The sequence below is a fragment of the Klebsiella ornithinolytica NBRC 105727 = ATCC 31898 genome, assembly GCF_001598295.1.
GTDB lineage: Bacteria > Pseudomonadota > Gammaproteobacteria > Enterobacterales > Enterobacteriaceae > Klebsiella > Klebsiella ornithinolytica.
Genome location: NZ_BCYR01000004.1, coordinates 44,885 through 69,168, shown reverse-complemented (window position 1 = coordinate 69,168; position 24,284 = coordinate 44,885). Strand labels below are relative to the sequence as shown.

Annotated in this window: 20 protein-coding genes; 7 read left to right on the top strand and 13 right to left on the bottom strand. The window is 53.0% G+C overall.

Going from position 1 to position 24,284, the window contains the following annotated elements:
* The first annotated feature begins 385 nt into the window (after window positions 1-385).
* A complete protein-coding gene (locus tag ROR01S_RS10170) occupies window positions 386-1,240 on the top strand; it encodes a winged helix-turn-helix domain-containing protein (RefSeq protein ID WP_015585358.1) in 855 nt (284 codons plus the stop codon).
* Between the two features lie 6 nt (window positions 1,241-1,246).
* Complete coding sequence (locus tag ROR01S_RS27515; RefSeq protein ID WP_224050099.1) at window positions 1,247-1,729, top strand: YqeJ family protein; 483 nt, start codon at window positions 1,247-1,249, stop codon at window positions 1,727-1,729.
* Window positions 1,730-1,740: 11 nt separating this feature from the next.
* Here ROR01S_RS27515 and iraM read toward each other — a convergent pair whose 3' ends face one another.
* Window positions 1,741-2,091: an anti-adapter protein IraM gene (gene iraM, locus ROR01S_RS26030; RefSeq protein WP_073972287.1), complete on the bottom strand. Its 351-nt coding sequence runs from the start codon at window positions 2,089-2,091 to the stop codon at window positions 1,741-1,743.
* Between the two features lie 292 nt (window positions 2,092-2,383).
* Window positions 2,384-4,807: an outer membrane protein assembly factor BamA gene (gene bamA / locus ROR01S_RS10160; RefSeq protein WP_064359435.1), complete on the bottom strand. Its 2,424-nt coding sequence runs from the start codon at window positions 4,805-4,807 to the stop codon at window positions 2,384-2,386.
* Between the two features lie 598 nt (window positions 4,808-5,405).
* Here bamA and ROR01S_RS10155 point away from each other — a divergent pair.
* Window positions 5,406-5,774, top strand: coding sequence for a helix-turn-helix transcriptional regulator (locus ROR01S_RS10155; protein ID WP_064359434.1), 369 nt, complete (start codon window positions 5,406-5,408; stop codon window positions 5,772-5,774).
* A 49-nt stretch (window positions 5,775-5,823) separates the two neighbouring features.
* Here the strand turns inward: ROR01S_RS10155 and ROR01S_RS10150 are convergent, their stop codons facing one another.
* Window positions 5,824-8,085 (bottom strand): TonB-dependent siderophore receptor, encoded by a 2,262-nt coding sequence (locus ROR01S_RS10150; protein WP_015585362.1) that lies wholly within the window; start codon window positions 8,083-8,085, stop codon window positions 5,824-5,826.
* 677 nt (window positions 8,086-8,762) lie between these two features.
* On the opposite strand from ROR01S_RS10150, the gene ROR01S_RS10145 reads away from it, so the two are divergent.
* Window positions 8,763-10,313: an MltF family protein gene (locus tag ROR01S_RS10145; RefSeq protein ID WP_015585363.1), complete on the top strand. Its 1,551-nt coding sequence runs from the start codon at window positions 8,763-8,765 to the stop codon at window positions 10,311-10,313.
* Window positions 10,314-10,410: 97 nt separating this feature from the next.
* Here the strand turns inward: ROR01S_RS10145 and ssb1 are convergent, their stop codons facing one another.
* The gene (ssb1, locus tag ROR01S_RS10140; RefSeq protein ID WP_004856483.1) at window positions 10,411-10,938 is read right to left on the bottom strand and encodes a single-stranded DNA-binding protein SSB1; all 528 of its coding nucleotides are present in this window, start codon (window positions 10,936-10,938) and stop codon (window positions 10,411-10,413) included.
* Between the two features lie 246 nt (window positions 10,939-11,184).
* On the opposite strand from ssb1, the gene uvrA reads away from it, so the two are divergent.
* Window positions 11,185-14,010: an excinuclease ABC subunit UvrA gene (uvrA, locus tag ROR01S_RS10135; RefSeq protein ID WP_004856481.1), complete on the top strand. Its 2,826-nt coding sequence runs from the start codon at window positions 11,185-11,187 to the stop codon at window positions 14,008-14,010.
* Here uvrA and ROR01S_RS10130 read toward each other — a convergent pair whose 3' ends face one another.
* The 6 genes from ROR01S_RS10130 to dnaB all read right to left on the bottom strand — a co-directional run bounded on the left by ROR01S_RS10130 (window position 14,011) and on the right by dnaB (window position 20,061).
* The gene (locus tag ROR01S_RS10130; RefSeq protein ID WP_004856479.1) at window positions 14,011-14,367 is read right to left on the bottom strand and encodes an MmcQ/YjbR family DNA-binding protein; all 357 of its coding nucleotides are present in this window, start codon (window positions 14,365-14,367) and stop codon (window positions 14,011-14,013) included.
* A gap of 3 nt (window positions 14,368-14,370) precedes the next feature.
* Window positions 14,371-14,787 carry a secondary thiamine-phosphate synthase enzyme YjbQ gene (locus tag ROR01S_RS10125; protein ID WP_004856477.1) on the bottom strand — a complete coding sequence of 139 codons (417 nt, stop codon included), beginning with the start codon at window positions 14,785-14,787 and terminating at the stop codon, window positions 14,371-14,373.
* A gap of 145 nt (window positions 14,788-14,932) precedes the next feature.
* The gene (gene aphA, locus ROR01S_RS10120; protein WP_004856476.1) at window positions 14,933-15,646 is read right to left on the bottom strand and encodes an acid phosphatase AphA; all 714 of its coding nucleotides are present in this window, start codon (window positions 15,644-15,646) and stop codon (window positions 14,933-14,935) included.
* A gap of 282 nt (window positions 15,647-15,928) precedes the next feature.
* The gene (gene tyrB / locus ROR01S_RS10115; RefSeq protein WP_032718544.1) at window positions 15,929-17,122 is read right to left on the bottom strand and encodes an aromatic amino acid transaminase; all 1,194 of its coding nucleotides are present in this window, start codon (window positions 17,120-17,122) and stop codon (window positions 15,929-15,931) included.
* A gap of 242 nt (window positions 17,123-17,364) precedes the next feature.
* The gene (gene alr / locus ROR01S_RS10110; protein WP_004856473.1) at window positions 17,365-18,444 is read right to left on the bottom strand and encodes an alanine racemase; all 1,080 of its coding nucleotides are present in this window, start codon (window positions 18,442-18,444) and stop codon (window positions 17,365-17,367) included.
* 201 nt (window positions 18,445-18,645) lie between these two features.
* The gene (dnaB, locus tag ROR01S_RS10105; protein WP_064359433.1) at window positions 18,646-20,061 is read right to left on the bottom strand and encodes a replicative DNA helicase; all 1,416 of its coding nucleotides are present in this window, start codon (window positions 20,059-20,061) and stop codon (window positions 18,646-18,648) included.
* Between the two features lie 88 nt (window positions 20,062-20,149).
* Between dnaB and ROR01S_RS10100 the strand changes: the two genes are divergently transcribed.
* The gene (locus ROR01S_RS10100; protein WP_004856468.1) at window positions 20,150-21,133 is read left to right on the top strand and encodes a quinone oxidoreductase; all 984 of its coding nucleotides are present in this window, start codon (window positions 20,150-20,152) and stop codon (window positions 21,131-21,133) included.
* Between the two features lie 494 nt (window positions 21,134-21,627).
* Here the strand turns inward: ROR01S_RS10100 and pspG are convergent, their stop codons facing one another.
* From pspG to ROR01S_RS10085, 3 genes are all read right to left on the bottom strand, one after another.
* Window positions 21,628-21,870, bottom strand: coding sequence for an envelope stress response protein PspG (pspG, locus tag ROR01S_RS10095; protein WP_004856466.1), 243 nt, complete (start codon window positions 21,868-21,870; stop codon window positions 21,628-21,630).
* A gap of 140 nt (window positions 21,871-22,010) precedes the next feature.
* Entirely contained in the window at window positions 22,011-23,009 is a 999-nt protein-coding gene (dusA, locus tag ROR01S_RS10090) for a tRNA dihydrouridine(20/20a) synthase DusA (protein WP_064359432.1), read from the bottom strand.
* A 102-nt stretch (window positions 23,010-23,111) separates the two neighbouring features.
* On the bottom strand, window positions 23,112-23,600 hold the full coding sequence (locus tag ROR01S_RS10085; RefSeq protein ID WP_004856461.1) for a cupin domain-containing protein: 489 nt from the start codon (window positions 23,598-23,600) through the stop codon (window positions 23,112-23,114).
* Between the two features lie 114 nt (window positions 23,601-23,714).
* Here ROR01S_RS10085 and zur point away from each other — a divergent pair, with 114 nt between their 5' ends.
* On the top strand, window positions 23,715-24,230 hold the full coding sequence (zur, locus tag ROR01S_RS10080) for a zinc uptake transcriptional repressor Zur (protein WP_004856459.1): 516 nt from the start codon (window positions 23,715-23,717) through the stop codon (window positions 24,228-24,230).
* Window positions 24,231-24,284: the final 54 nt, after the last annotated feature.

Sequence of the window (24,284 nt, the reverse complement as noted above, 5' to 3'; positions counted from 1 at the left end):
ACATCCATGATGACGTTGGCCCCTGCTTTTTTACTTTTCTTTTATGAAAGGTGACAAAACATCACTATTATTTTTGTTACGGTAGCACCGCCACATTTCATACACAAATAGTAAGCTTAATAAGCAAAATTTATTACTCATAAAGTTATGAAGGGCAAAAAAATCACATCTGTTGAGCATTTGTTAAAACTCAAGACATTGATAAATATCAGAATAGTTAGTAAATTTAACAAATAAAAAGCAATTCAGAAAAACTCTCACCCGGGGATTAAGATTATTCTTAGTTATGAGTGAATGTCAGGTTTACTCTTTGGTGCTAGTATCGCGGCATCAAACCCCAGATAAATGACACAGTGGTAACTATTCTCACAATAAGAAATCATATATGGCTACTATTTACGTTATCGAGAACACGCTGCGATTTAACTCAGAAGCGCATACTCTCCATTCCATAAAAAGTAATGAACGCATGGCCCTGGCAATACCCGCAAGCCTTTGCTTTGATTTGTTAATAAGAAATCAGGGACGAATTGTCACCCAGGCAGAGCTGCTGCAAAATGCGTGGGGAGAAAGAGGGATGAGTGTTACGCCAAATACTCTATATCAAAACATCTCTTTGCTGCGTAAATCTTTAAATCGCTTCAATGTGAATGGCACACTTATTCAAACAATCCCTAAACGGGGTTTCATGATTGCGGATGAAGCGAATATCCGGATTGAGGCTCCCGGGACCCCTGCGGAGAAGGCTAATGATATCGCCGCTGCAGAAATAAATCAGATAAACAGAGCGGTGACGGAAGGACATGGCGCTCATGATGAAGGGAGCCAGCAACTTCACGCCGACCCACCGACGGCGCAAGACAAAGGTGACGTCCTGTCGAGGACAATCATCGGGGCCGTGAGAAAAAGAAAGACAGGATGTCTTGTCGCCGGTATTACAAGTTTGTTGATTATTCTGTTGCATATCTTCATTAATCAGTCAGCAACAACCGATTCACCTTTCGCGTCGTATACACTGATCACGACAATCAATAGCTGCAAGATTTTCAGAAACGATGACCTAAGATTTGATGAGTACTATATTAATTTTCTCAAAGAGCATAATATCAGCTGCTCAAATGGACGGACTATTTATATAACGAATCATTACCCATCGAGCAGGACATCACTGATCTCCTGTCGATATCCAATAAAATCTAATAAAAAATCATTCTGTACCTCATTTTATTACTTAAAATAACACAACATGAAAACACGAAAGATAAATAAAGCTCTTGCATATACAGTCATTATTATCACAATAAGCCTTGCTTTTTATTACATCAGCTCATCTGATGACGGTGAAAGCATTAACTGCACGTCCGCTTTTTCAATAGTTAATGATGGTAAAGAATTTGCTTTCTCTGTCACTTTCTTTGCCAGCGATGGTGATGGATTAATTACATTCACCGGTAGCTCAGGAAATTCAATGGATAATATCAGCATCAGAAAATATATAACCTATGTAAAAAATAAAAATAACATTTATATTTTCAGAAGTAGCGACACGAATATTCGCTCGAATGCCACTGCGCTTCCTGAAAAATTCGATGAGATTCTACCGCCGTTCTTTACGGAGATCAGAAAAGAAGATCGGTTCATTATCAAAATATTAAAGATAAAACATGACTCATGGGTCTTTATGTCAACAAACACCCCTTATTTTATTTGTGAAAATACAAATAGTTAGCATGGGTTTCGTTAGCACAACGCGTGGTGCTTGAAACTGCCAGGGCAACGTTTAATCGCACAATGCGGCTGATAACAGCAACCCTCTATCGTGGTAGCCCCGAAATCATAGGGGCAGGATGGCCTTTCCCTTAAGGCTTCCCATTGTGCATGGCTGTAGGTTGAAATATTATAGACCTTAATATAATGATATTTTCCATTAACTAATACTTCCGAGGAATACAGTTTCATGGATTCCCCGGGAAGCAACAGAATATCGGCTTCATACCATATGATAAATTTTAAAAAGCGCAATCTCGAGATGCTTGAAAATGCCACACCAGAATGTGGGCAGATAATTGTATTCTGAATTGTCCATTTCATGTCGCGTCCTTGTGCTTTCCGGGAAATAGCCACGTAGATAGTCATAGCAAAGATTATAATTATCCGCAAGCCCTCCCGGCAACATTATGATGTAAAATCACGATGAGCTGTCAATGAACAGATAAATAGTCAGCGGAGAACTAATATAAAATACGTAGGCATTAAGAATATAAATACATAATTCTACATTGCGCCGGGTATAAATTTACAATACGCGGATGAGCGATGTGCCGGCTACAGTTAAAAAGGACGCGACGGGTTGTCATCAACCCATCGCATTATTTGTGGATATTTACCAGGTTTTCCCGATATTAAACTGAAACTGCTCCGCTTTATCGCCATCATATTTTTTAAATGGTTCGGCCCAGGAAAAGACCAGCGGCCCCAGCGGCGACATCCATTGCACGGCAATCCCTGCCGACATACGAATATGCAGCGGGTCGCCGTAGTCAGGGATCCCGGCAGCCTGCGTCTGAGCGGTATTTTGCCATGACGTACTCCATACCGTCCCCGCATCGACGAACAGCGAGGTACGTAAACTGTCGGCATATTTATCATTAATAAACGGCGTCGGAATAATAAATTCGCTATTCACAACCGCCATGGCATTTCCGCCCACCGCATCCGAAGAGCTTTCAACCGGGCAGTGACTGTAGCTGCTTTCAGTCCCGTTACAGCGATAGTAGGCTGCTTTTGGACCAATCGTATTGGAAGAGAACCCCCGCACTGACGACGACCCTCCGGCATAGAAGTTATCGTAAAACGGAACCGAATTCCCGTTCAGACCGCCGGCATAACCTGCTTTCAGATGCTCCATCCAGACCCAGCTTTTCCCTTCATTAAGAGGGAGATATTGCGTGGTATCGAGGGTGAGTTTGTAGTAGCTGTTGTCTGATCCCGGCACGGTCACTTTACCGCTCAGACTGCTTTTATTGCCGGAACGAGGGAAAAAACCGCGATCGAGATTGTTGTAGCTCCAGCCCAGACTGGCAAAAATGTCGTTGGCGCTATACTTCGCCCCGCTGTCACCATCTTTGGTGACCACGTTCGGATAAATACCTCGCGAATTAAGGTAATTCCACGTCGTCAGCTCCGGATCCATGTTCGTCAGGTAGTTATGGACGTAATCAATACCCACATTCAGCGAGTTATTCTCGCTAATCGGGAAGCCAAGATTACTCCCCAGCCCGTAACTTTGCTGGTTATAGCTCCCGGCATCTGCATCGGCGGCATCGTAGCTGTTGTAGAAAATTTTCCCGCCCAGGCTGACGCCATCAACGGTAAAATAGGGATCGGTGGCGCCCAGTTCAACATAGGACTGGTAGCTGTTACGTGTGCCGTTAAAACTCACGCTGTTGCCGGTGCCTAACCAGTTATCCTGAGTGACGCCAAGCTGATAGCTGATGCCGCTGTCTGTCCCAAATCCCAGGCCCACGTTAAACGAACCGGTGTTACGTTCTTTCACTTTATAGATCACGTCGACCTGATCCTGGCTCCCGGCAACCGGGGTGATTTCTTTACCCACCGTTTCAAAAAAGCCCGTACGATCCAGCCGCTCTTTCCCTTGCTGTACTTTTTCGTCGTTGAGCCACGCCCCCTCCATTTGCCGCATTTCACGACGCAAGACGGCGTCACGCGAAGTATCATTGCCGGCAAAACGGATCTGGCGCACGGAATAACGACGTCCGGCATCAACATTGATATGTAGAGTCACACTTTTGTTGGCCTCATCAATTTCCGTACGGGTATTCACCTGGGGCCAGGCATAGCCATATTTACCAAAGCGCTTTTTGATGCTGTTTTCAACGGCGGTAATGTCGGCTCCACTGTACCATTTGCCCGACAGAGGCTGCGCCAGCGCTTCTGTCTCTTGCGTGTGCCCGGCCATCTCGCCGCTCACCCGCGTACTGGTGACTTTATAGCGCTCGCCTTCAGAGAGATTGACCGTAAGATACAGCGACTTTTTATCCGGTGTGATGCTGACCTGACTGGAGTTAATAGCAAAGCGCGCATAGCCACGATCGAGATAATAACTACGCAGGGTTTCCAGGTCTGCTTCCATTTTTTGTTTCTGATATTTCTTGTCGCCAATCACGTTCCACCACGGAACATGATCACGCAGCTGCAGCTGGTCCAGTAGCGTTTCCTCGCGGAAGGCTTTATTGCCGATAATATTAATCTGGGCAATCGTCGCGGCGATACCTTCCTGAAAAACAAACTTTAAATCGACGCGGTTTCGCGGCAGCGGCGTGACCACAGCATGAACCTGCGCGCTGTATTTCCCGACGCTATAATAGAAATCCTGTAATCCTTTTTCTATTTCACTGAGAGCATTACGATCTAATGCACTTCCTTCTTCGACGCCGCTGGCTGCCAGATTGTCCTTCAGGGCATCATCCTTCACCGCTTTATTCCCCGAAAAACTTAATTTGGCGATCGTCGGACGCTCTTTAAGTTGTACCACCAGCGTCGTGCCATCGCGCAGGATCTGGACATTTTCAAAATTACCGCTGGCATATAAAGCGCGTAGCGACTCGCTAATATCATCATTAGATACCGGTTCTCCGGCATGGATGGGCATGCTTAATAGCGCGGCCCCTACCGTCACGCGCTGCAACCCTTCAAAACGAATATCATCAATTGTGTACGTTGTTGATGCATAAAGTGTTAAGGGAGACATTAATAACCCGGCAATGATATTTATTTTCTTTAGCATGGACGTTTTCGTCTAAGAGATATTTGGCGATAGCAGAATTCTGCTGGGATTTGCGTAAGCAACGCGCAGAATTACACTTCATTATGGCGAAACAATGGAGAAAAAATGGATGTTATTGGCTGGAGAAAAAAATAAAACTTAACGGAACTTCGTTCGAATAAATTAGTCTGAGCAGCAACCTGATAACCGAATGAGAGCGCACAATGACTGTAAGGTATAAAACAAAAAGCCCCCTTTCTAATGGGGTGAAAGGGGGAATGATCTTGTCAGGAATGATGCTCTCTGGGATAAACCAGGAACACCGGAAATTTACCCTGAAATACCGAACTTAAAATGAAGAGATATTGAATAAATTATGCAGTAACGCTCCGTAGTACCTGCAAGGGTTGCGGGTGTCAATTTGTATGCATTCTTCATATTTTCCTCAAAATAGCAGAATAGAGTATGAGAGGCTTATGGGAACATCAAAGCACATCAAGCGTTATATCAAAAAAGTAAAGTAGTGGCGCCTTACCATGGAGGGTGAGGCATTTACCTGGCCGCCTGCAGCCCTCCCGCCACGTGATGGAGGGGCCCGGTCCTGGAATGAGCATGAATCATGCGTAGAAATGAGATCCAGCAGTCCGTTCTCAACGAACTGGTGCGCTGGATAAAAAACAACCTCGAGAAAAAACTCACGGTCAATGCACTCAGCGCGTTTTCCGGGTATTCCGAGTGGCACCTCTTTCGTTTGTTCCGCCATCATTTTAATATGTCGCCGATGGAATATATCAGGCAACAGCGCATGTCGCTATGCCGTGATTTATTACAGGTGCAGCCAGCTTTCCGTATCGTCGATATTTGTATTATGGCCGGATATGAAGACATCAGCGCATTTAACCGGACATTTAAGAGGTATTATTCGGTCACTCCCACGCAGTTTCGCCAGCGCATCAATGAACAACTGGATAATGTTTCCTGGCGATAAAAATAAAAGGCCGGGAACAGCGCAATGTTCCCGGCCAGGCAGAACAGGATCAGAAATGTGTATTTACACTGACATAGAAGGTCCGCCCTGACTCATTATAGGTCTCCGCCCCGGCACCGTATAAATAGGCGCCGGTGGTCGCGTTCCCGGTCGTTTGTGCATTCCCGGCACGATAGTGGCGTATATCAAAGAGGTTATCCACGCCGCTGGTCAGGCTCAGATTTTTGTTCACATCCCAGGTCGCGCTCAGCCCGACGATGCTGTACGGACTCACTTCGTTCAGCTCACTACCGGATACCGCCTCACCTTTGTAATTGAAACGCTTAGGTTTCTGCCGCCCGTACCAGGTAAAAGTGCTTTGCAACGAGAGATCGTCGCGGACCTGCCAGCCGAGCGTAGAGTTAAGGGTAAACTGCGGAATCACCGACAGGCGATCGCCGGTCGTCTTGTTCTTACTTTGCAACATCCAGGTCAGGTTATTACTCCAGTTGACCGTTTCACTCACCGGCAGGTTAAGCGAACCTTCCAGCCCCTCCACCAGCGCTTTGGGGACGTTCTCCCACTGATAAATATTCGTTGTTCCATTGCTCGCCGTACCGACGGCTGAATACCCGGACTCAATTTTATTGTGGTAGTCGTTACGGAACCAGGTTATCCCCGCCTGATAGCCTTCGTGCTTGTATTCCAGACCAATCTCTTTGTTAACGCTGGTTTCCGCCTTCAGATCGCTATTTCCCATCAGATAACAAGCCGAACTGCTGGCGTAGCACCCCTGGCCGTTACTATAGAGAATATAGTTGGGGTTAAGCTGATAGAGGTTCGGCGCTTTATAGGCGCGGGCAATGCCGAGCTTCAGGGTCCAGTCGTCGCTCAGTCCCTGCGACAGATTAAGCGACGGGCTCCAGTTATTACCGACGAGGCTGTGATGGTCAAAACGCAGAGCCGGCGTCAGCATCGTACTCTCGGTTAGCGCGATATTATCTTCCGTAAACAGCGAGAAAATTTCGGCGCTGCTGTAAGGAGTGCGGCCGGAGGTCGAAATACCGTCGATGGCGCCGTAAGAGAGCGCCTGGGTGGTCGACACGCCATCTTTCATACGCTGCTGATTCCACTCGGTGCCCAGCGTCAGGTTCTGCTCAACGCCCAGGGTAAACGGAATATTGACCTCGCTGTGCAGCAGAACGTCCGCCAGATCGATATCCGAGAATTCGCTGCTGGAGAAGATGCCCTCGGTCCCGCCCGCCAGACCTTCATTCATACGGGAGTTACGGGTATGTTCATACTGCGCATAGCTGTTGCTGGTGACGCCGTTGTCCCAGCCTCCGGTCCAGGTAAGGCCGTAGGTCTGACGGTAAATTCGGTTGGTCTCTTTACCGTACATGCTTTTCACTAGCGTACTGGTATTGGTATTCTGCGTATCGCCCGCGTAGAGGTTGCCCTGGCGGCTATAGCCGGTTTCAAACTCCAGCGCCTGCATAGGGGCAAATTCCCAGCGCAGCTTACCGTGGATATCTTTGTTCACCACCCCTTCACGCCCGGCAGGATAAGATCCGGCATAGCTGCCGGTCCGCTCCGCCTCGTGGCCGGCGTTAATATCCTGGGCATCAGCCTGGGTTTTACTCAGATTGCCCCATAAATTAAAACTCACGCTGTCCGACATCGGCCCCTCAAGGCTGAAGTTCGTCCGCTTCGTCGCCCCCTCTTTTCGGTGCTGAGGCGCATTCATGTAGGTATTCCAGGAGCCATGCCATTCGTTATTCACAGGCTTAGTGATGATATTCACGACGCCACCCATTGCGCCGTTGCCATAGCGCGCCGCCGCAGGGCCGCGAATCACATCAATGTGGTCGATCATCTCCGCGGGAACCCAACCGGTGTCGCCACGCGTATCGCGATCGCCGCGCCAGCCATAGCGTACCGAATTGCGACTGGTCACCGGCTTACCATCGATCAGGATCAGCGTATTCTCTGGTCCCATACCGCGGATATCGATCTGCCGGTTATTCCCGCGCTGGCCGCTGGTCGAGTTGCCGGTGAGGTTCACCCCCGGCTGAGTACGAATCAGTTCGGAGATATCGCGTGCCGGCGGGTGTTTGCGTATTTCGTCAGCCGTGAGCGTTGAAACGCCCGGCGCCTGTAAGGTCTGTCTGGCAGCGGTCACGACCATCGTCTCTTCGTTTTTGGCCGCAGCGCTGTCGGCGTCCTTTGCCTCTTCCGGTATGCTGCTGTCGGCGGCCTGCGCGGGTAGCGCCGCGCCCCAGATAGCCAGATGAATTAGCACGGCCAGCGAGTAGTGTGAGTTTCGTTTCATGGAGTATGCCCTGTTTTCTTTTTTTGCTGTCGGGGCGCGCCTCCTTCATCCTGAGATAAACAGCGGCAATCATTTTCATGCGAACAACTTCATGCCTGGTTTTGGCATAGCAAGGCCCTCCCGGAGAATGAACGGGATATAACTAGCCTGTGGCCAAAATATAAAATCTCACCCTGTCAAAAATGAAAAATACGCGCCTGCACTATTCTTAGATAGCGTCTTTCGATCAGCCTTAGAGATGATTATTGTGCGTTATCACGTTATTAGAAATGAGATTCATTATCAAGTTGATAATGTAAAACAGCGGAAACAGATTAAAATATAACAAATAAAACAACAGGATAAATTACAAACAATATTCTCAAGACACTCAAATAATTAATAACAACACTTACAACAACATAAAAAAAACATTATTCAATCATATTATCTCCATAATCATTTATGGCTGCTGATCCCTTTATAAAAATAAAATGAATACCCCACAACAGAGAGCATAGCCCGCCCAGCAATATGCCTGCCAGAATCGAGGCAAAGAGTCTCTCTTTTTGCAGCACAAAAGTCGCGCTCGCCTCTGACACAACCGGCGATGTCTCCCCGCGCGGTCGGGAAAACGAACAGGCTAACCCCCCCAGAGTTGACTAAAATAAAGGGATGCACCTGCGGAGCCTCTCTCCATGAACATCCTCTCATTTCAACGACCCGCTATCGCCAGCTTTGCCTGCCTTATTGCCCTGCTGTTTGCCGGTTCCGTTTATGCGGCAGTTGGGGAAAAGAAACCACCGCCTCAGGAAAAACGAGAGGCGCTGGAACTCAATACGCAAGAGATGCAGAAGCCCTGGCAAGGCGATCTCCCCGGTATGCTCGACAGACGCGTCATCAGAGTGTTAACCACTTACAGCAAAACCTTTTTCTTTATCGACAAAGGCACCCAGCGCGGGGCAACGCATGACATCTTTATTGAGTACGAACGCAGCCTTAATCAACAGTTGATGAAGGAGAAAAAGCTCAAACATCGCCATCTCAAGGTACGGATCATTTTCGTCCCGGTGGCCCGCGACCAGCTTTTCAGCGCACTCGTTGCCGGCAAAGGAGATATCGTCGCCGCAAATCTTACGGTTACCGAGGAGCGGCAGCAGCAGGCTGACTTCACGATACCGCTCTATTCCAATGTTCAGGAGCTCCTGCTCTCCGGGCCAGGTTCACCGGAAGTCGCCAACCTGGAACAACTTTCTGGCAAAGAGGTATTTGTTCGTCAGTCATCAAGCTATTACCAAAGCCTGGTCGCCCTGAATGCCCACTTTGCGAAAGAATCTCGTCCGCCGGTTATTATCGCAGCCGCTCCGGAATCGCTCGAAGATGAGGACCTGATAGAAATGCTCAGCGCTGGCCTTATTCCGTTGACGGTCGTCGATCGTCATAAGGCTCTGTTCTGGAAACAAGTATTTCCCAAAATTGAGGTGCATCAGGACATTGTCCTGCGTAAAGATGCCAGCATCGGCTGGGCGGTACGTAAAAACAGCCCGCAGCTTCTCGCCTCGCTAAACCACTTTGTGAAGGCTAACGGTCAGGGCAGCAAGCTGGGAAATACCATCCTGTTGCGCTATCTGAAGAACGCGAAATATGTCAAAAATGCCGCCGCGCAGAAGGAACGGCAGAAATTTCTGGCGATGGTGGATATCTTCCGTAAATACGGCGATCGATATGACGTTGACTGGCTGTTAATGGCGGCCCAGGGTTATCAGGAATCGCGTCTCAATCAGTCGGTTCGTAGCCACGTGGGCGCCATCGGCGTTATGCAGGTGATGCCGCGGACCGGCAAAGAGCTGAAGGTCGGAGATATCAGCAAGCTGGATCCGAATATCCATGCCGGGGTGAAATATATGCGCTGGATGATCGACCATTACTATGGCGACGAGCCGATGACCCGACTCGACAAAGCGCTCTTTTCATTCGCATCCTATAACGCCGGGCCAGCCCGTATCGCCCGCCTGCGGACAGAAACCAGCAAGCGCGGTTTTAACCCTGATATCTGGTTTGGCAATGTGGAATATCTGGCCGCGGAGAAGATCGGTTCCGAGACCGTCACTTACGTCAGCAATATCTATAAGTACTACATTGCCTATCGGCTGATCGTCGATGAGATGGCGCGGAAGCAAAAAGCCACGGCCCACTCCAGCGGCGCGGCAGCGCCCGCCGCGGAACAGAGCGCTCCCGCCACGCCGTGAGGCGGTCGCATCGCTGGATACGCGGAGAGAGCAGACATAAAAAAGCCCCAAAACGGGGCTTTTTCTTATGCTTTAACGGCAGTGTCTAAGGATGGTCTTAGAACGGGATATCGTCATCGAAATCCATCGGGGGTTCGTTAGAAGGTGCTGCCGGTGCCTGCTGCTGCGGACGAGACTGTGCGCCGCCGCTAAACTGGTTGCCGCCCTGCGGCTGCTGAGGCTGACCCCAACCGCCCTGCTGCTGACCGCCGCCTGCCGGAGCGCCTGCGCCCTGCTGACGACCGCCGAGCATTTGCATCGTGCCGCCAACGTTAACCACGATCTCGGTGGTGTATTTTTCCTGACCAGATTGGTCAGTCCATTTACGGGTACGCAGTTGGCCTTCAATATAGACCTGAGAACCTTTACGCAGATACTCGCCGGCCACTTCCGCCAGTTTGCCGAACAGCACAACGCGGTGCCATTCAGTCTGCTCTTTCATCTCACCGGTCGCTTTATCACGCCAGGATTCGGAAGTAGCCAGCGTAATGTTGGCAACTGCGCCACCACTCGGCATGTAGCGTACTTCCGGGTCCTGGCCCAGATTACCGACGAGAATCACCTTGTTTACGCCTCTGCTGGCCATGTTTGTGTCTCCTGAATGCGTTTCTTAATAGTGTAAACGCGCGAGTGTACCATTTCCAGGCGCTATGTTGATAGCTGGGAAGTATGTTCCAGATAACTCTCGCGGTAAGACATTTTTGCACACCCCGCAGGAAAATGCATTCCGATACTGTATATTCAAACAGGTTAAATTGTGTCATAATTAGCCGTTTCTGCCGTTTGTCCTTCTAACAAACCAGGCAATCCGCGTATCTACCGGGAAAGGTGAATGGATAAGATCGAAGTTCGGGGCGCCCGCACCCATAATCTCAAAAACATCAACCTCGTCATCCCACGCGACAAACTGATTGTCGTCACCGGGCTGTCAGGGTCAGGCAAATCCTCATTGGCTTTCGACACACTGTATGCCGAAGGGCAACGTCGCTACGTTGAATCACTCTCTGCCTATGCGCGCCAGTTCCTGTCGCTAATGGAGAAGCCGGACGTCGATCATATCGAAGGGCTGTCGCCGGCGATTTCCATTGAACAGAAATCAACGTCCCATAACCCTCGCTCTACGGTGGGGACCATTACCGAAATTCACGACTATCTGCGCCTGCTGTACGCGCGCGTCGGCGAGCCGCGCTGCCCGGACCATGATGTTCCTCTGGCCGCACAGACCGTCAGCCAGATGGTCGACAACGTGCTCTCGCAACCGGAAGGCCAGCGCCTGATGCTGCTGGCGCCAATCATTAAAGAACGTAAAGGCGAGCACACCAAAACGCTGGAGAACCTGGCCAGCCAGGGCTATATCCGCGCGAGGATCGACGGCGAGGTCTGCGATCTTTCCGATCCGCCGAAGCTGGAACTGCAAAAGAAACACACCATTGAGGTGGTGATCGATCGCTTCAAAGTGCGTGACGATCTGTCCCAGCGTCTGGCCGAATCCTTTGAAACCGCTCTGGATCTTTCCGGCGGTACCGCCGTTGTCGCCAATATGGACGATGAAAAAGCGGAAGAGCTGCTGTTCTCCGCCAATTTTGCCTGCCCGATTTGCGGCTACAGCATGCGTGAACTGGAACCTCGTCTGTTTTCGTTCAACAACCCGGCAGGCGCCTGCCCGACCTGTGATGGTCTGGGCGTTCAGCAGTACTTCGATCCCGACAGGGTTATCCAGAATGCGGAGCTGTCGCTGGCGGGCGGCGCCATTCGCGGCTGGGATCGCCGTAACTTCTACTACTTCCAGATGCTGAAGTCGCTGGCAGAGCATTATCAGTTCGATATCGAGGCGCCGTGGGGCACCCTGAACGCCGACGTACAGAAGGTCATTTTGTACGGTTCAGGCAAAGAGAATATTGAATTCAAATACATGAACGACCGTGGCGATACTTCAGTACGCCGTCACCCGTTCGAAGGCGTGCTGCATAATATGGAACGCCGCTACAAAGAGACGGAATCCAGCGCGGTGCGCGAAGAGCTGGCGAAATTTATCAGCAATCGCCCGTGCGCCAGCTGTGACGGTACCCGTCTGCGCCGCGAAGCCCGCCACGTCTTTGTCGAAAATACGCCGCTGCCCACCATCTCTGACATGAGCATTGGCCACGCGATGGATTTCTTCACCAATCTGAAGCTGTCCGGCCAGCGGGCGCAAATTGCGGAGAAAGTGCTGAAAGAGATTGGCGATCGCCTGAAATTCCTCGTCAACGTCGGCCTGAACTACCTGACGCTCTCCCGTTCGGCAGAAACGCTCTCCGGCGGTGAAGCCCAGCGTATTCGCCTGGCAAGCCAGATTGGCGCCGGCCTGGTCGGCGTGATGTATGTGCTGGATGAGCCGTCCATCGGCCTGCATCAGCGCGATAACGAACGTCTGCTCGGCACGCTGGTTCATCTGCGTAATCTGGGCAATACGGTGATTGTCGTCGAGCATGATGAAGACGCCATCCGCGCCGCCGACCACGTCATCGATATCGGCCCAGGGGCCGGGGTACACGGCGGCCAGGTCGTGGCTGAAGGAACGCTGGACGCGATCATGGCGGTGCCTGAATCCCTGACCGGGCAGTACATGAGCGGCAAACGCAAGATTGAAGTACCGAAGCAGCGCGTGCCTGCCGACGCGGAAAAAGTGCTCAGGCTCACCGGTGCGCGCGGTAACAACCTGAAGGATGTGACGCTGACGCTGCCGGTCGGCCTCTTTACCTGTATCACCGGGGTCTCCGGTTCAGGTAAATCAACGCTGATTAACGATACGCTGTTCCCGATTGCCCAGCGTCAGCTCAACGGCGCCACCATCGTCGAACCTGCGCCATATCGCGATGTGCAGGGGCTGGAACACTTCGATAAGGTCATCGATATCGACCAGAGCCCGATCGGCCGTACGCCGCGCTCAAACCCGGCAACCTATACCGGCGTCTTCACACCGGTACGTGAACTGTTTGCCGGCGTGCCGGAATCGCGCTCACGCGGCTATACGCCTGGGCGCTTCAGTTTTAACGTCCGCGGCGGGCGCTGTGAAGCCTGCCAGGGTGATGGCGTGATTAAAGTCGAAATGCACTTCCTGCCGGATATTTATGTGCCGTGTGACCAGTGCAAAGGCAAGCGCTATAACCGCGAAACGCTGGAGATTAAGTACAAAGGCAAGACCATTCATGAAGTGCTGGATATGACCATTGAAGAAGCGCGTGAGTTCTTTGATGCCGTTCCAGCGCTGGCGCGTAAGCTGCAAACGCTGATGGACGTCGGCCTGACCTATATTCGTCTCGGCCAGTCCGCTACGACGCTGTCCGGCGGCGAGGCCCAGCGCGTGAAGCTGGCGCGCGAGCTGTCAAAACGCGGCACCGGCCAGACGCTGTATATTCTCGATGAGCCGACGACGGGGCTGCACTTTGCCGATATCCAGCAGCTGCTGGACGTTCTGCACCAGCTGCGCGATCAGGGCAACACCATCGTGGTCATTGAGCACAACCTGGATGTCATCAAAACGGCGGACTGGATCGTTGATCTTGGGCCGGAAGGCGGCAGCGGCGGCGGTGAAATCCTCGTCTCCGGTACGCCAGAGACCGTTGCAGAGTGCGAAGCCTCGCACACCGCGCGCTTCCTCAAACCCTTGCTGAGCTAATCACCGTGAAAGCTGCTGTCGGGTTGGTTCCGACAGCAGCCGTACCGCCTGCTGGTAGGAGGCATCCACCAGGTAGTAAATCTGCGAATCCGGCAAAGACCCATCAAGAAAGACCGTACTCCAGTGGGCTTTATTCAGATGTCTGCTGGGGCGGATATCCACATGCTGTTCCCGCAGCAGTTCGGCAAGCTCCGGACTGGCTTTCAGCGACACGGCTGGCCGCTTATCTTCCACTTCTTTCACTAATGCAAAGAGCACGTCCGACACTTTAATCTGCGTGGCCTTCCAGTCGCTGTGCACGCTTTGCTCTGCGCCCGGTTTTGCCATGCAGTACAGCAATAACTCCGAAATTGTCATCTGTTATTCCCCCGTGAGCGTCGCAACGATATGCCGCGAACCGCCGTGAATACGATGTTCCCCTAACCAGATCCCTTGCCAGGTCCCCAGACTGACGCGCCCGTCCTGCACCGGCAGCAACAGGGAGACGCCAAGCATCGACGACTTGATATGCGACGGCATATCATCAGGACCTTCATAATCATGTTCGTACGGCGCATTATCCGGCACCGCGTTGAGAAAATACTGCTCCATGTCGTAGCGGACGGTCGGATCGCAGTTTTCGTTAAGCGTCAGGGAAGCGGAAGTGTGCTGGAGCAGCAGATGCAACATACCGACTTTGACGCGCGACAGCGCGTGGAGCTGGCCGAGGATCTCGTCAGTTACCAGATGAAAACCGCGAGATTTTGCGCCTAACGTCAAAGTTTGTTGATGCCACATAAACGACTCCTGTTGCGAATGAATCTCTCTAAGTGTGCAGCAATAAGCGAAAAGGTAAAACCTCCCCACGCGCTTTTTCGTACAAAAAAGCGGCAGCCCGGAGGCTGCCGCTTTCGCTTCTGACACATTTGCGCAGAAGGTGAAATTAGTATTCTGAATTGACGATCACTTCTTCACCCTGCGCTCCGGCCATCGGCAGAGGTTTATATGACGAGTTTGACGCGCGCAGTACGCGAATGCCGCGAGCCCCGGCATCACGCGCGGCAGAGATGTCGTTATCGGAATCCCCGTAGAAGACCTTAATATTCTTCTCTTTCAGCCATTGGACTTTCGTATTCTGCCCCGGCTTGTCACCGGCAAAAATAACCGGGTTCATGTTTGCCGCCGGGATCAGGAAATCATCCTGCAGCGTTTTCGAGACCGTTTCAGTTTTGGTCTGACTGCGCCCGGTAACGAAATAAATGCTATCGCCGCGCTTCACATGCATCGCAATCAGATGGCGCGCCACCTCTTTTGGCATGCTGAATTCGTCCCAACCGTTATTCATTTTTTCCCAGAATTCCGGGTTTTTCAGGTAAGCATCGCTGCCGGGAGAGAAAGTTTTTTGGCCGCGCCAGAAACCTGGGCTGGAAAACAGAACGGTGTCATCGATATCAAAACCCACGGCAAACGGCTGACGACCCAACAGGCTGTTTTCAATCTGTGCGACGGAAACCCAGTGAACAGGTGCCTGCTCAGCCAGTCTGGCGACGTTGGTACCTGGATTTAATTGTGACGGAGAAGACTCCAGGGCGATTGCCGAGTGATTTAACGTGAAAAGTAAACAGAAGGCGCTAAAGGCCAAAGTTATCTTGCGCATAGTTATCCCTTTTAAGCGTCATCCTGCCAACTGCCGCTTTGCTGGCCGCAAGGCGCCTGAGGCAGCCGTCGCGATACAGCGCGGATGACGGTGCGTATGAGTCGTCGAATCGTTATAATTTTCAATAATGTGGCTGCTTATTACTGGACCCTGACCTTAACCCCGGCCTTCGCCGATGAAAAGAATTTTCTGCTCAGATGTCATAGAAAAAGAGAATGATCACACTTCGGAAGGGAGTAGTCCTTTCCCGCAGACGGGAAAGGACATGATATTCGCGGAAAATTAGATAACGGCAGAAAATGCCTGCGCGACGCGCTGGACGTTACGTGAATTGAGACCCGCCACGCACATCCGGCCGCTGGAAATCAGATACACGCCAAACTCTTCACGCAGACGATCAACCTGTGCCGCACTCAGGCCGGTGTAGCTGAACATCCCACGTTGTTTGAGCAGGTAGTCAAAATTGACGCCCGGTAGCGCTTCTTTCAGGACATTCACCAGCTCCTGACGCATCGCCAGAATACGCGTACGCATCTCTTCGACTTCCGCCAGCCAGCAGGCTTTCAGCTCCGCATCATTCAATACGGTCGCGACAACCTGAGCGCCAAAGTTCGGTGGGCTGGAGTAATTGCGACGGACGGTCGCCTTCAGTTGCCCCAGCACGCGGTTTGCGGTTTCTGTGTCTTCGCAAACGATCGACAGGCCGCCCACGCGCTCACCGTACAGCGAGAAAATTTTCGAGAAGGAGTTGCTGACCAGCATCGGTATGCCGGCGTGGGCGATCGCGCGAATCGCGTAAGCATCATCATCCATTCCCGCCCCAAAGCCCTGATAGGCGATATCGAGGAAAGGAATCAGGTTGCGCGCTTTCAGCACCTCGGCGATTTGATCCCACTGGGCATGATTCAGATCGGCGCCCGTCGGGTTATGGCAGCACGGATGTAGCAGCACAATATCGCGCTCAGGCAGGGTCTGCAGTTTCGCCAGCAGCGCATCAAAACGCACGCCGTTGGTCTCGTTATCAAACCAAGGGTAAGTGCTTACTTCGAAGCCAGCCCCTTCGAATATGGCGATATGGTTCTCCCAGGTCGGGTCGCTGACCCAAACGCGAGAACCCGGGAAGTAGCGTTTTAGAAAATCGGCACCCACTTTCAATGCGCCGGAACCGCCCAGCGTCTGAATAGAGGCGACGCGCTTTTGCACCAGCACCGGGTGTTCTGCACCGAACAACAGCGGGGCAATCGCGTTGCGATAAGCGTTCAGCCCTTCCATCGGTAGATACAACGAGGCGCCGTGCGGCTGAGCGTTAAGACGCGCTTCCGCTTCAGCAACCGCCTGTAGCTGCGGGATAATCCCGTCTTCGTTGTAATAGAGGCCGATGCTAAGGTTTACTTTGTCACTACGCGGATCTTCTTTGAAACGCTCCATCAAGGAGAGAATGGGATCGCCAGCGTAGGCGTCAACTTTTTGAAACACGTGATGTTTCTCCGGGTTTACGAGAGGCAGGTCATAACACAATAAACCGGAAGCAGAAGAAGATCGAGAGGATGTTGGCGGATAGTTGGCGGAAAGTCGGCGAAGATCGCACGCATCTCGTTCGCCCTCAGGGGAATCTCCCGACTCGCAGCGTAAAGCCTGCGTCGGTTCCTGACGACACCCCCGGTCAGCGCAGCGCTGCCGGAGATGTCACAACCGCGATGTATCGACCCGACGTACGCTTAATCCACGTACTTCATCGAGACTCTGGAAGTCAGGCGGGTAATAAGTTCGTAAGCACTCACATTCGTCAGTGCGGCAATACGCTCGACGGGCAGGCCTTCCCCCCAGAGCACCACCGGGTCGCCGGACCTATCCTGCGCCTCAGGCCCAAGATCGACGCAAATCATATCCATCGCCACACGACCAACAATCGGCACTTCCCGGCCGTTAACCAGCACCGGTGTACCGGTGGGCGCCGCGCGCGGGTAGCCGTCGCCGTAGCCCATCGCCACCACGCCTAGCCGGGTATCTCGTTCGCTCACCCAGGTACCGCCATAGCCTACCGGTTCACCCGCTTTATGTTCGCGTACGGCAATCAGGCTCGACGTCAGCGACATCACCGGCTGACAACCAAAATCTGCGCCGGTGGAAGGGCTATCCAGCGGCGATACGCCGTACAGGATGATGCCCGGGCGGACCCAGTCAAAATGCGACTGCGGCCACAGCAAAATTCCGCCCGATGCCGCGATGGAACGCAGGCCAGGCTTGCCTTCACTGAAGGTGGTGAAAATATCCAGCTGGCGTTCGGTGGCGCCGCATTCGGGCTCATCCGCCCGCGCGAAGTGGCTGACGATATTGACCGGCTGGCGCACGTTTTTACACTGGCTTAAACGCTGCCAGAAGGCACCCGCCTGCTCCGGCAGGACGCCCAGACGATGCATCCCGGTGTCCAGTTTCATCCAGACGGTGACGGGCTCAGGCAGCTCAGCCTGCTCCAGCGCTTCCAGCTGCTCCGGGCTGTGTACCGCCGTATGCAGTTGCTGCGCGGAAATAACCGGCAGATCGGCCGCATCAAAGAAACCTTCCAGCAGCAGGACCGGTTTCGTGATACCGCCAGCGCGCAGGCGCAGGGCTTCTTCGAGACGGGCGACGCCAAAGGCATCGGCATCAGGGAGCGTTCGCGCGGTCTCGAGAAGACCGTGTCCGTAAGCGTTCGCTTTCACCACTGCAACCAGTTTACTGGCAGGCGCCAGTTCACGCAGACGTTGCAGGTTGTGTCGCAGAGCGCGGCGGTTAATGACAACAGTTGCCGCTTGCATTTAAATTCCTTGATAAAAAGATCGCCTAAATCATGCGTGTTCGCGCAGGCGTTTCTGAACAGCGCCTGCGCTGGCCCGAAGGGGCGAGGACGCAGTCCGGGTCACGCAACAAACCTGAGAGTCTCCGGGAGCTTAGTACACTAACTGACCGGAGCGAGCCGGTGCTGTCAACGCACCGGCGGCGCGAAGGATGACGGCGATTTATTCGTCGTCGTACTGTGGTCCCGCATAATTATCAAAGCGCGACCACTGCCCGTTAAAGGTCAGACGTACCGTCCCGATGGGCCCGTTACGCTGTTTACCAATAATAATTTCCGCGATGCCTTTTAAATCACTGCTCTCGTGATAGACCTCGTCACGATAGATAAACATGATTAAGTCGGCGTCCTGCTCAATGGAGCCTGATTCACGCAAGTCGGAGTTCACCGGGCGCTTATCGGCACGTTGTTCCAGCGAGCGGTTAAGCTGCGACAGCGCAACCACCGGCACCTGAAGCTCTTTCGCCAGCGCTTTTAACGAACGGGAAATTTCCGCAATTTCCAACGTACGGTTATCGGAGAGCGACGGTACGCGCATCAGCTGCAGGTAGTCGATCATGATAAGACCGATGCCGCCGTGTTCACGGGCAATACGTCGTGCGCGGGAACGAACTTCCGTCGGCGTCAGGCCGGAGGAGTCATCGATGTAGATATTGCGTTTTTCCAGCAGGATACCCATGGTGCCGGAAATGCGCGCCCAGTCTTCATCGTCCAGCTGGCCGGTACGGATACGGGTCTGATCGACCCGTGACAGCGATGCAAGGGAACGCATCATAATCTGTTCTGATGGCATCTCAAGGCTGAAGATAAGTACCGGCTTATCCTGCAACATCGCCGCATTCTCGACGAGGTTCATCGCAAATGTTGTCTTACCCATCGATGGACGCGCGGCGACAATAATCAGATCCGACGGCTGCAGGCCGGCGGTCTTTTTGTTCAGATCGTCATAGCCGGTATTGACCCCGGTGACGCCGTCATGCGGCTGCTGGAACAGCTGCTCGATACGCGCAACGGTCGCATCGAGGACGTCGGCGATATTTTTCGGGCCTTCATCTTTGTTGGCGCGGCTTTCCGCAATCTTGAACACCCGGGATTCGGCCAGGTCGAGCAGGTCTTCGCTGGTACGCCCCTGCGGGTCGAAGCCCGCCTCGGCGATTTCATTCGCCACCGAAATCATCTCACGGACAACGGCGCGTTCACGTACGATGTCCGCATAGGCGCTGATGTTCGCCGCACTTGGCGTGTTTTTTGACAGCTCAGCCAGATACGCGAATCCGCCAACGCTGTCCAGCTGCCCCTGTCGCTCCAGTGATTCCGCCAGCGTAATCAGGTCGATCGGGCTACCCGTCTCCTGCAGACGCGCCATTTCCACAAAGATATGGCGGTGCGGACGCGTATAAAAATCTTCCGCCACAACGCGCTCGGCGACGTCGTCCCAGCGTTCGTTGTCCAGCATTAAACCGCCCAACACCGACTGTTCCGCTTCAATCGAGTGCGGCGGGACTTTTAGCCCGGCGACCTGCGGATCGCGCTCACGGGGTTCAGTCTGCGGTTTGTTGAAGGGTTTATTTCCTGCCATATTGAATACAGATACCGGGATAGAGATGGGGTCGAAATATTAGCACAGGTCTCTGTTTTGACCCACCCAAATGAAACTGGAGATAATCATGGCAACACGAATAGAATTTCATCAACACGGTGGGCCGGATGTACTCAAGGCCGTAGAATTTACCCCTGCGGAACCGCAAGAAAACGAGATCCAGGTAGAGAACAAGGCCATCGGCATTAACTATATCGACACCTACATCCGCAGCGGCCTCTACCCGCCGCCCTCTCTGCCAAGCGGCCTGGGTACCGAAGCCGCGGGCGTGGTGACGAAAGTCGGACGCAGCGTGCAGCACATTAAAGCTGGCGACCGCGTCGTCTACGCTCAGTCAGCGCTGGGCGCCTACAGCTCAGTCCATAACGTGATTGCCGATAAGGCCGCTCTTTTGCCGGACGGTATCTCCTTTGAACAGGCTGCCGCATCGTTCCTGAAAGGGCTGACGGTCTATTACCTGCTGCGGAAAACCTACGAAATCAAGCCCGGTGAACCGTTCCTGTTTCATGCGGCGGCCGGTGGCGTCGGGCTGATTGCCTGCCAGTGGGCGAAGGCGCTGGGCGCTAAACTGATCGGTACCGTCGGCAGCGCGCAAAAAGCGCAGCGGGCAAAACAGGCCGGCGCCTGGCAGGTCATCAACTATCGCGAAGAGAATATCGTTGAACGCCTGAAAGAGATAACCGAAGGGAAAAAAGTCCATGTGGTCTATGATTCCGTGGGCAAAGATACCTGGGAAGCATCGCTGGATTGCCTGCAGCGCCGGGGGCTGATGGTCAGCTTCGGGAACTCTTCCGGCCCGGTAACCGGCGTCAACCTGGGGATCCTCAACCAGAAAGGATCGCTGTACGTCACCCGTCCTTCACTGCAGGGCTATATCACCAACCGTCAAGAGCTGGCGGAAGCCAGCAGCGAACTGTTTTCGTTGATTGCCAGCGGCGCGATTAACGTTGACGTGGCGGACAGCCAGAAATATGCCCTGACCGATGCCCGGCGCGCGCATGAAGTGCTGGAGAGCCGCGCCACCGAAGGCTCAAGCCTGCTGCTGCCGTAACGAGTAAATCGAGCAAGGTTAACGCTGCCAACGTTTCGGTCTCTTAATCGCGTATTTATGGAGGCTCTGCCTAAATAATTCGGGCGACAGGAAGGCGGCAAGAGAGCGAATCCTCGGGAGCTTACTCCAGTAAGTAACCGGGGTGAGCTAACGTAGCCAACGCTTCTGTAGTTCGAAGTATCACGGGAAGCCCTCCCTAAATAATTCGGGCTACAGGAAGGCGGCAAGAGAGCGAATCCTCGGGAGCTTACTCCAGTAAGTGACCGGGGTGAGCTAACGTAGCCAACGCCCCTGTAGTCTGAAGTATGACGGGAGGGACGGGAGAGCAGAAAAGTTTAGGGCTTCCATAAGGAAGCCCTGACTTTTTTTAGTTCGGCTGTATGTAGGGTACAGCGCGATGAATTCGTTAACGCGCTAATAGTGACAGATTTAATAAGCAAAACCTACGCTGTTCTATGCAAAATTCTTCAGGTTGTGACAGACCGCTCACTCCCTTAATAACGCCAGCGGTTGTTACTACGGTAGCCTGTCGTTTTTGGCGTATTTATCGACCGAATCACCCACACGACCGCAATGGCTAACAGCAGCCACGGCAGCAGCTTAATCATCATCGCAAACAGCCCGCCGACAAACATCAGCACCGTCGCAACGACAATCGCGGCAAGAATCCCCAGAATCGACACGCCGGTGACCAGCAACATGACAAAAAATCCAATGACAAATAAGAGTTCCAGCATCGTCTTCTCCCCAAAGAAATAACCGAATGACTCTCCGGGTATTACAAGAAACGTGCCAAAATTAACGTATTGAATTTAAAGGAAAACGCCCTGACGATTAAATCAGGGCGTGGCGTATTTGACTAAATTTTAGCGCAAGATTAACGCTTATCGGCAACCAGATTCAGCGCATGTTCCAGCACGTTAATATCCGCCCCCGCCTTGTGCGCATTTTCACTCAGGTAGCGACGCCACTGCCGCGCGCCTGGGATACCCTGGAACAGGCCCAGCATATGACGCGTGATATGGCCCAGATAGGTGCCGTTGGACAGCTCACGCTCGATATAGGGGTACATCGCGCGCACCACGGCGACCGGGTCGCTGTCGGCACCATCCACCGCAAAGACCTCCCGGTCGACCGCGGTCAGGATCCCCGGATTCTGATAGGCCTCGCGCCCCACCATCACGCCGTCCATATGCTGCAGATGCAATTTCGCCTCTTCCAGCGACTTAATCCCGCCGTTGATCGCCATCGTCAGGTGCGGGAAGTCGCGTTTCAGCTGATAAACGCGCGGATAATCCAGCGGTGGAATTTCACGATTCTCTTTTGGACTCAGGCCGGAGAGCCAGGCTTTGCGGGCGTGGATGATAAACATCTCGCACTCACCGTTTCCGGAGACGGTATTGATGAAATCACACAGGAATTCATAGCTATCCTGGTCATCGATGCCGATACGGGTTTTTACCGTGACCGGGATGGACACCACGTCGCGCATCGCTTTGATACAGTCCGCTACCAGCTGCGCATTGCCCATCAGGCAGGCGCCGAACATCCCGTTTTGCACGCGGTCGGACGGACAGCCGACGTTGAGGTTGATCTCATCGTAGCCGCGCGCTTCCGCCAGTTTCGCACACTGCGCGAGTGCAGCAGGATCGCTGCCGCCCAGCTGCAGGGCCAGCGGATGCTCTTCTTCGCTATAGGCCAGATAGTCGCCTTTGCCATGAATAATCGCCCCGGTCGTCACCATTTCGGTATACAGCAGCGTATGGCGCGACAGCAGGCGCAGGAAATAGCGACAGTGCCTGTCTGTCCAGTCGAGCATCGGCGCGATGGAAAAACGATGGGCGGCAAAAGCGTGAGATGTTGATTCTGGCATCATGGCGATAAACAGGCATCCGGGTAAAAAGGGGCGCTACTATAGCACAAAGATAAATCACAGAGGCATAGCACCGCGACGGGTGCTGTGCATCTGCTGGACGGGCTAGCGCCTGCGCGGTTTACCATCGTGCGGGCCGAAAAATTGCGGCGGATGATCGACCCAGCGATCCTGACGCGTAGCGGCATATTCCGGGTTCAGCGGATAGTAGATGCGGTTAAATTTCTTGTTCGACTCCCCCACCACTAACAAACGAACTTCCTGGTCGGTATTATTCAAAAAGGTGTGACACACTCCGGTTCCGGCCGGAAAACCGACGCTGTCGCCCGGCTCAAGCTTCCACAGATAGCCGTTAATCCAGACTTCGGGGTAGCCATCCAGCACATAGATAAACTCCTCCTCATCACTTTCAGCATGGGGATAAGAGGTTCGACGGCCCGGGGGCAAACGTTCATGATGAATACCCAGCCGGTTGAGCCTTAATCCTCGCGCCAGCGGCGCGCCGATGGAAAAACGCTCCGGGTTATTGGGATAAGTGGCATCATCTGGGCCTTCCAGTTCGCGCCAATGTCGAATGCAATCAGGTCTTTTCATCGTTTTCTCCCGAAAATGAGATGCATCAGGTATAGCACAAGCCGCCGGTTCTCGGCGTTTTGCCTGGATCGTGATAAAGTAACAACTTCAGACTCACGCAACCAGAGGATGCTCATGAATAAGACCACTTCGCAAGAAATGTTAGCGCATGCTGAAAAGCTCTGCGCACAGCGCGGCGTGCGCCTGACTCCGCAGCGCCTGGAAGTGTTGCGTTTGATGAGCCTCCAGCAAGGGGCGATTAGCGCGTATGACCTGCTCGACCTGCTGCGCGAGAAAGAGCCGCAGGCGAAACCGCCGACGGTCTACCGGGCGCTGGAGTTTCTGCTGGAACAGGGATTCGTGCACAAGGTGGAATCGACCAACAGCTACGTGCTGTGCCATCTTTTCGATCAGCCGACCCATAGCTCAGCCATGTTTATCTGCGACCGCTGCGGCGTGGTCAAAGAAGAGTGTGCCGAAGGCGTTGAAGACATTATGCATACGCTGGCGGCCAGAATGGGTTTTGCGCTACGCCACAATGTGATTGAAGCACACGGCCTGTGCGCGGGTTGTGTCGAGGTCGAAGCCTGTAGCACCCCGGGACACTGCCATCACGACCATACCATTCAGATTAAAAAGAAAGCCCGCTGAGGCTATCGCCGCAGCGGGAATCCAGGTTGCCGGTACCTCCATGTACCATCGGGC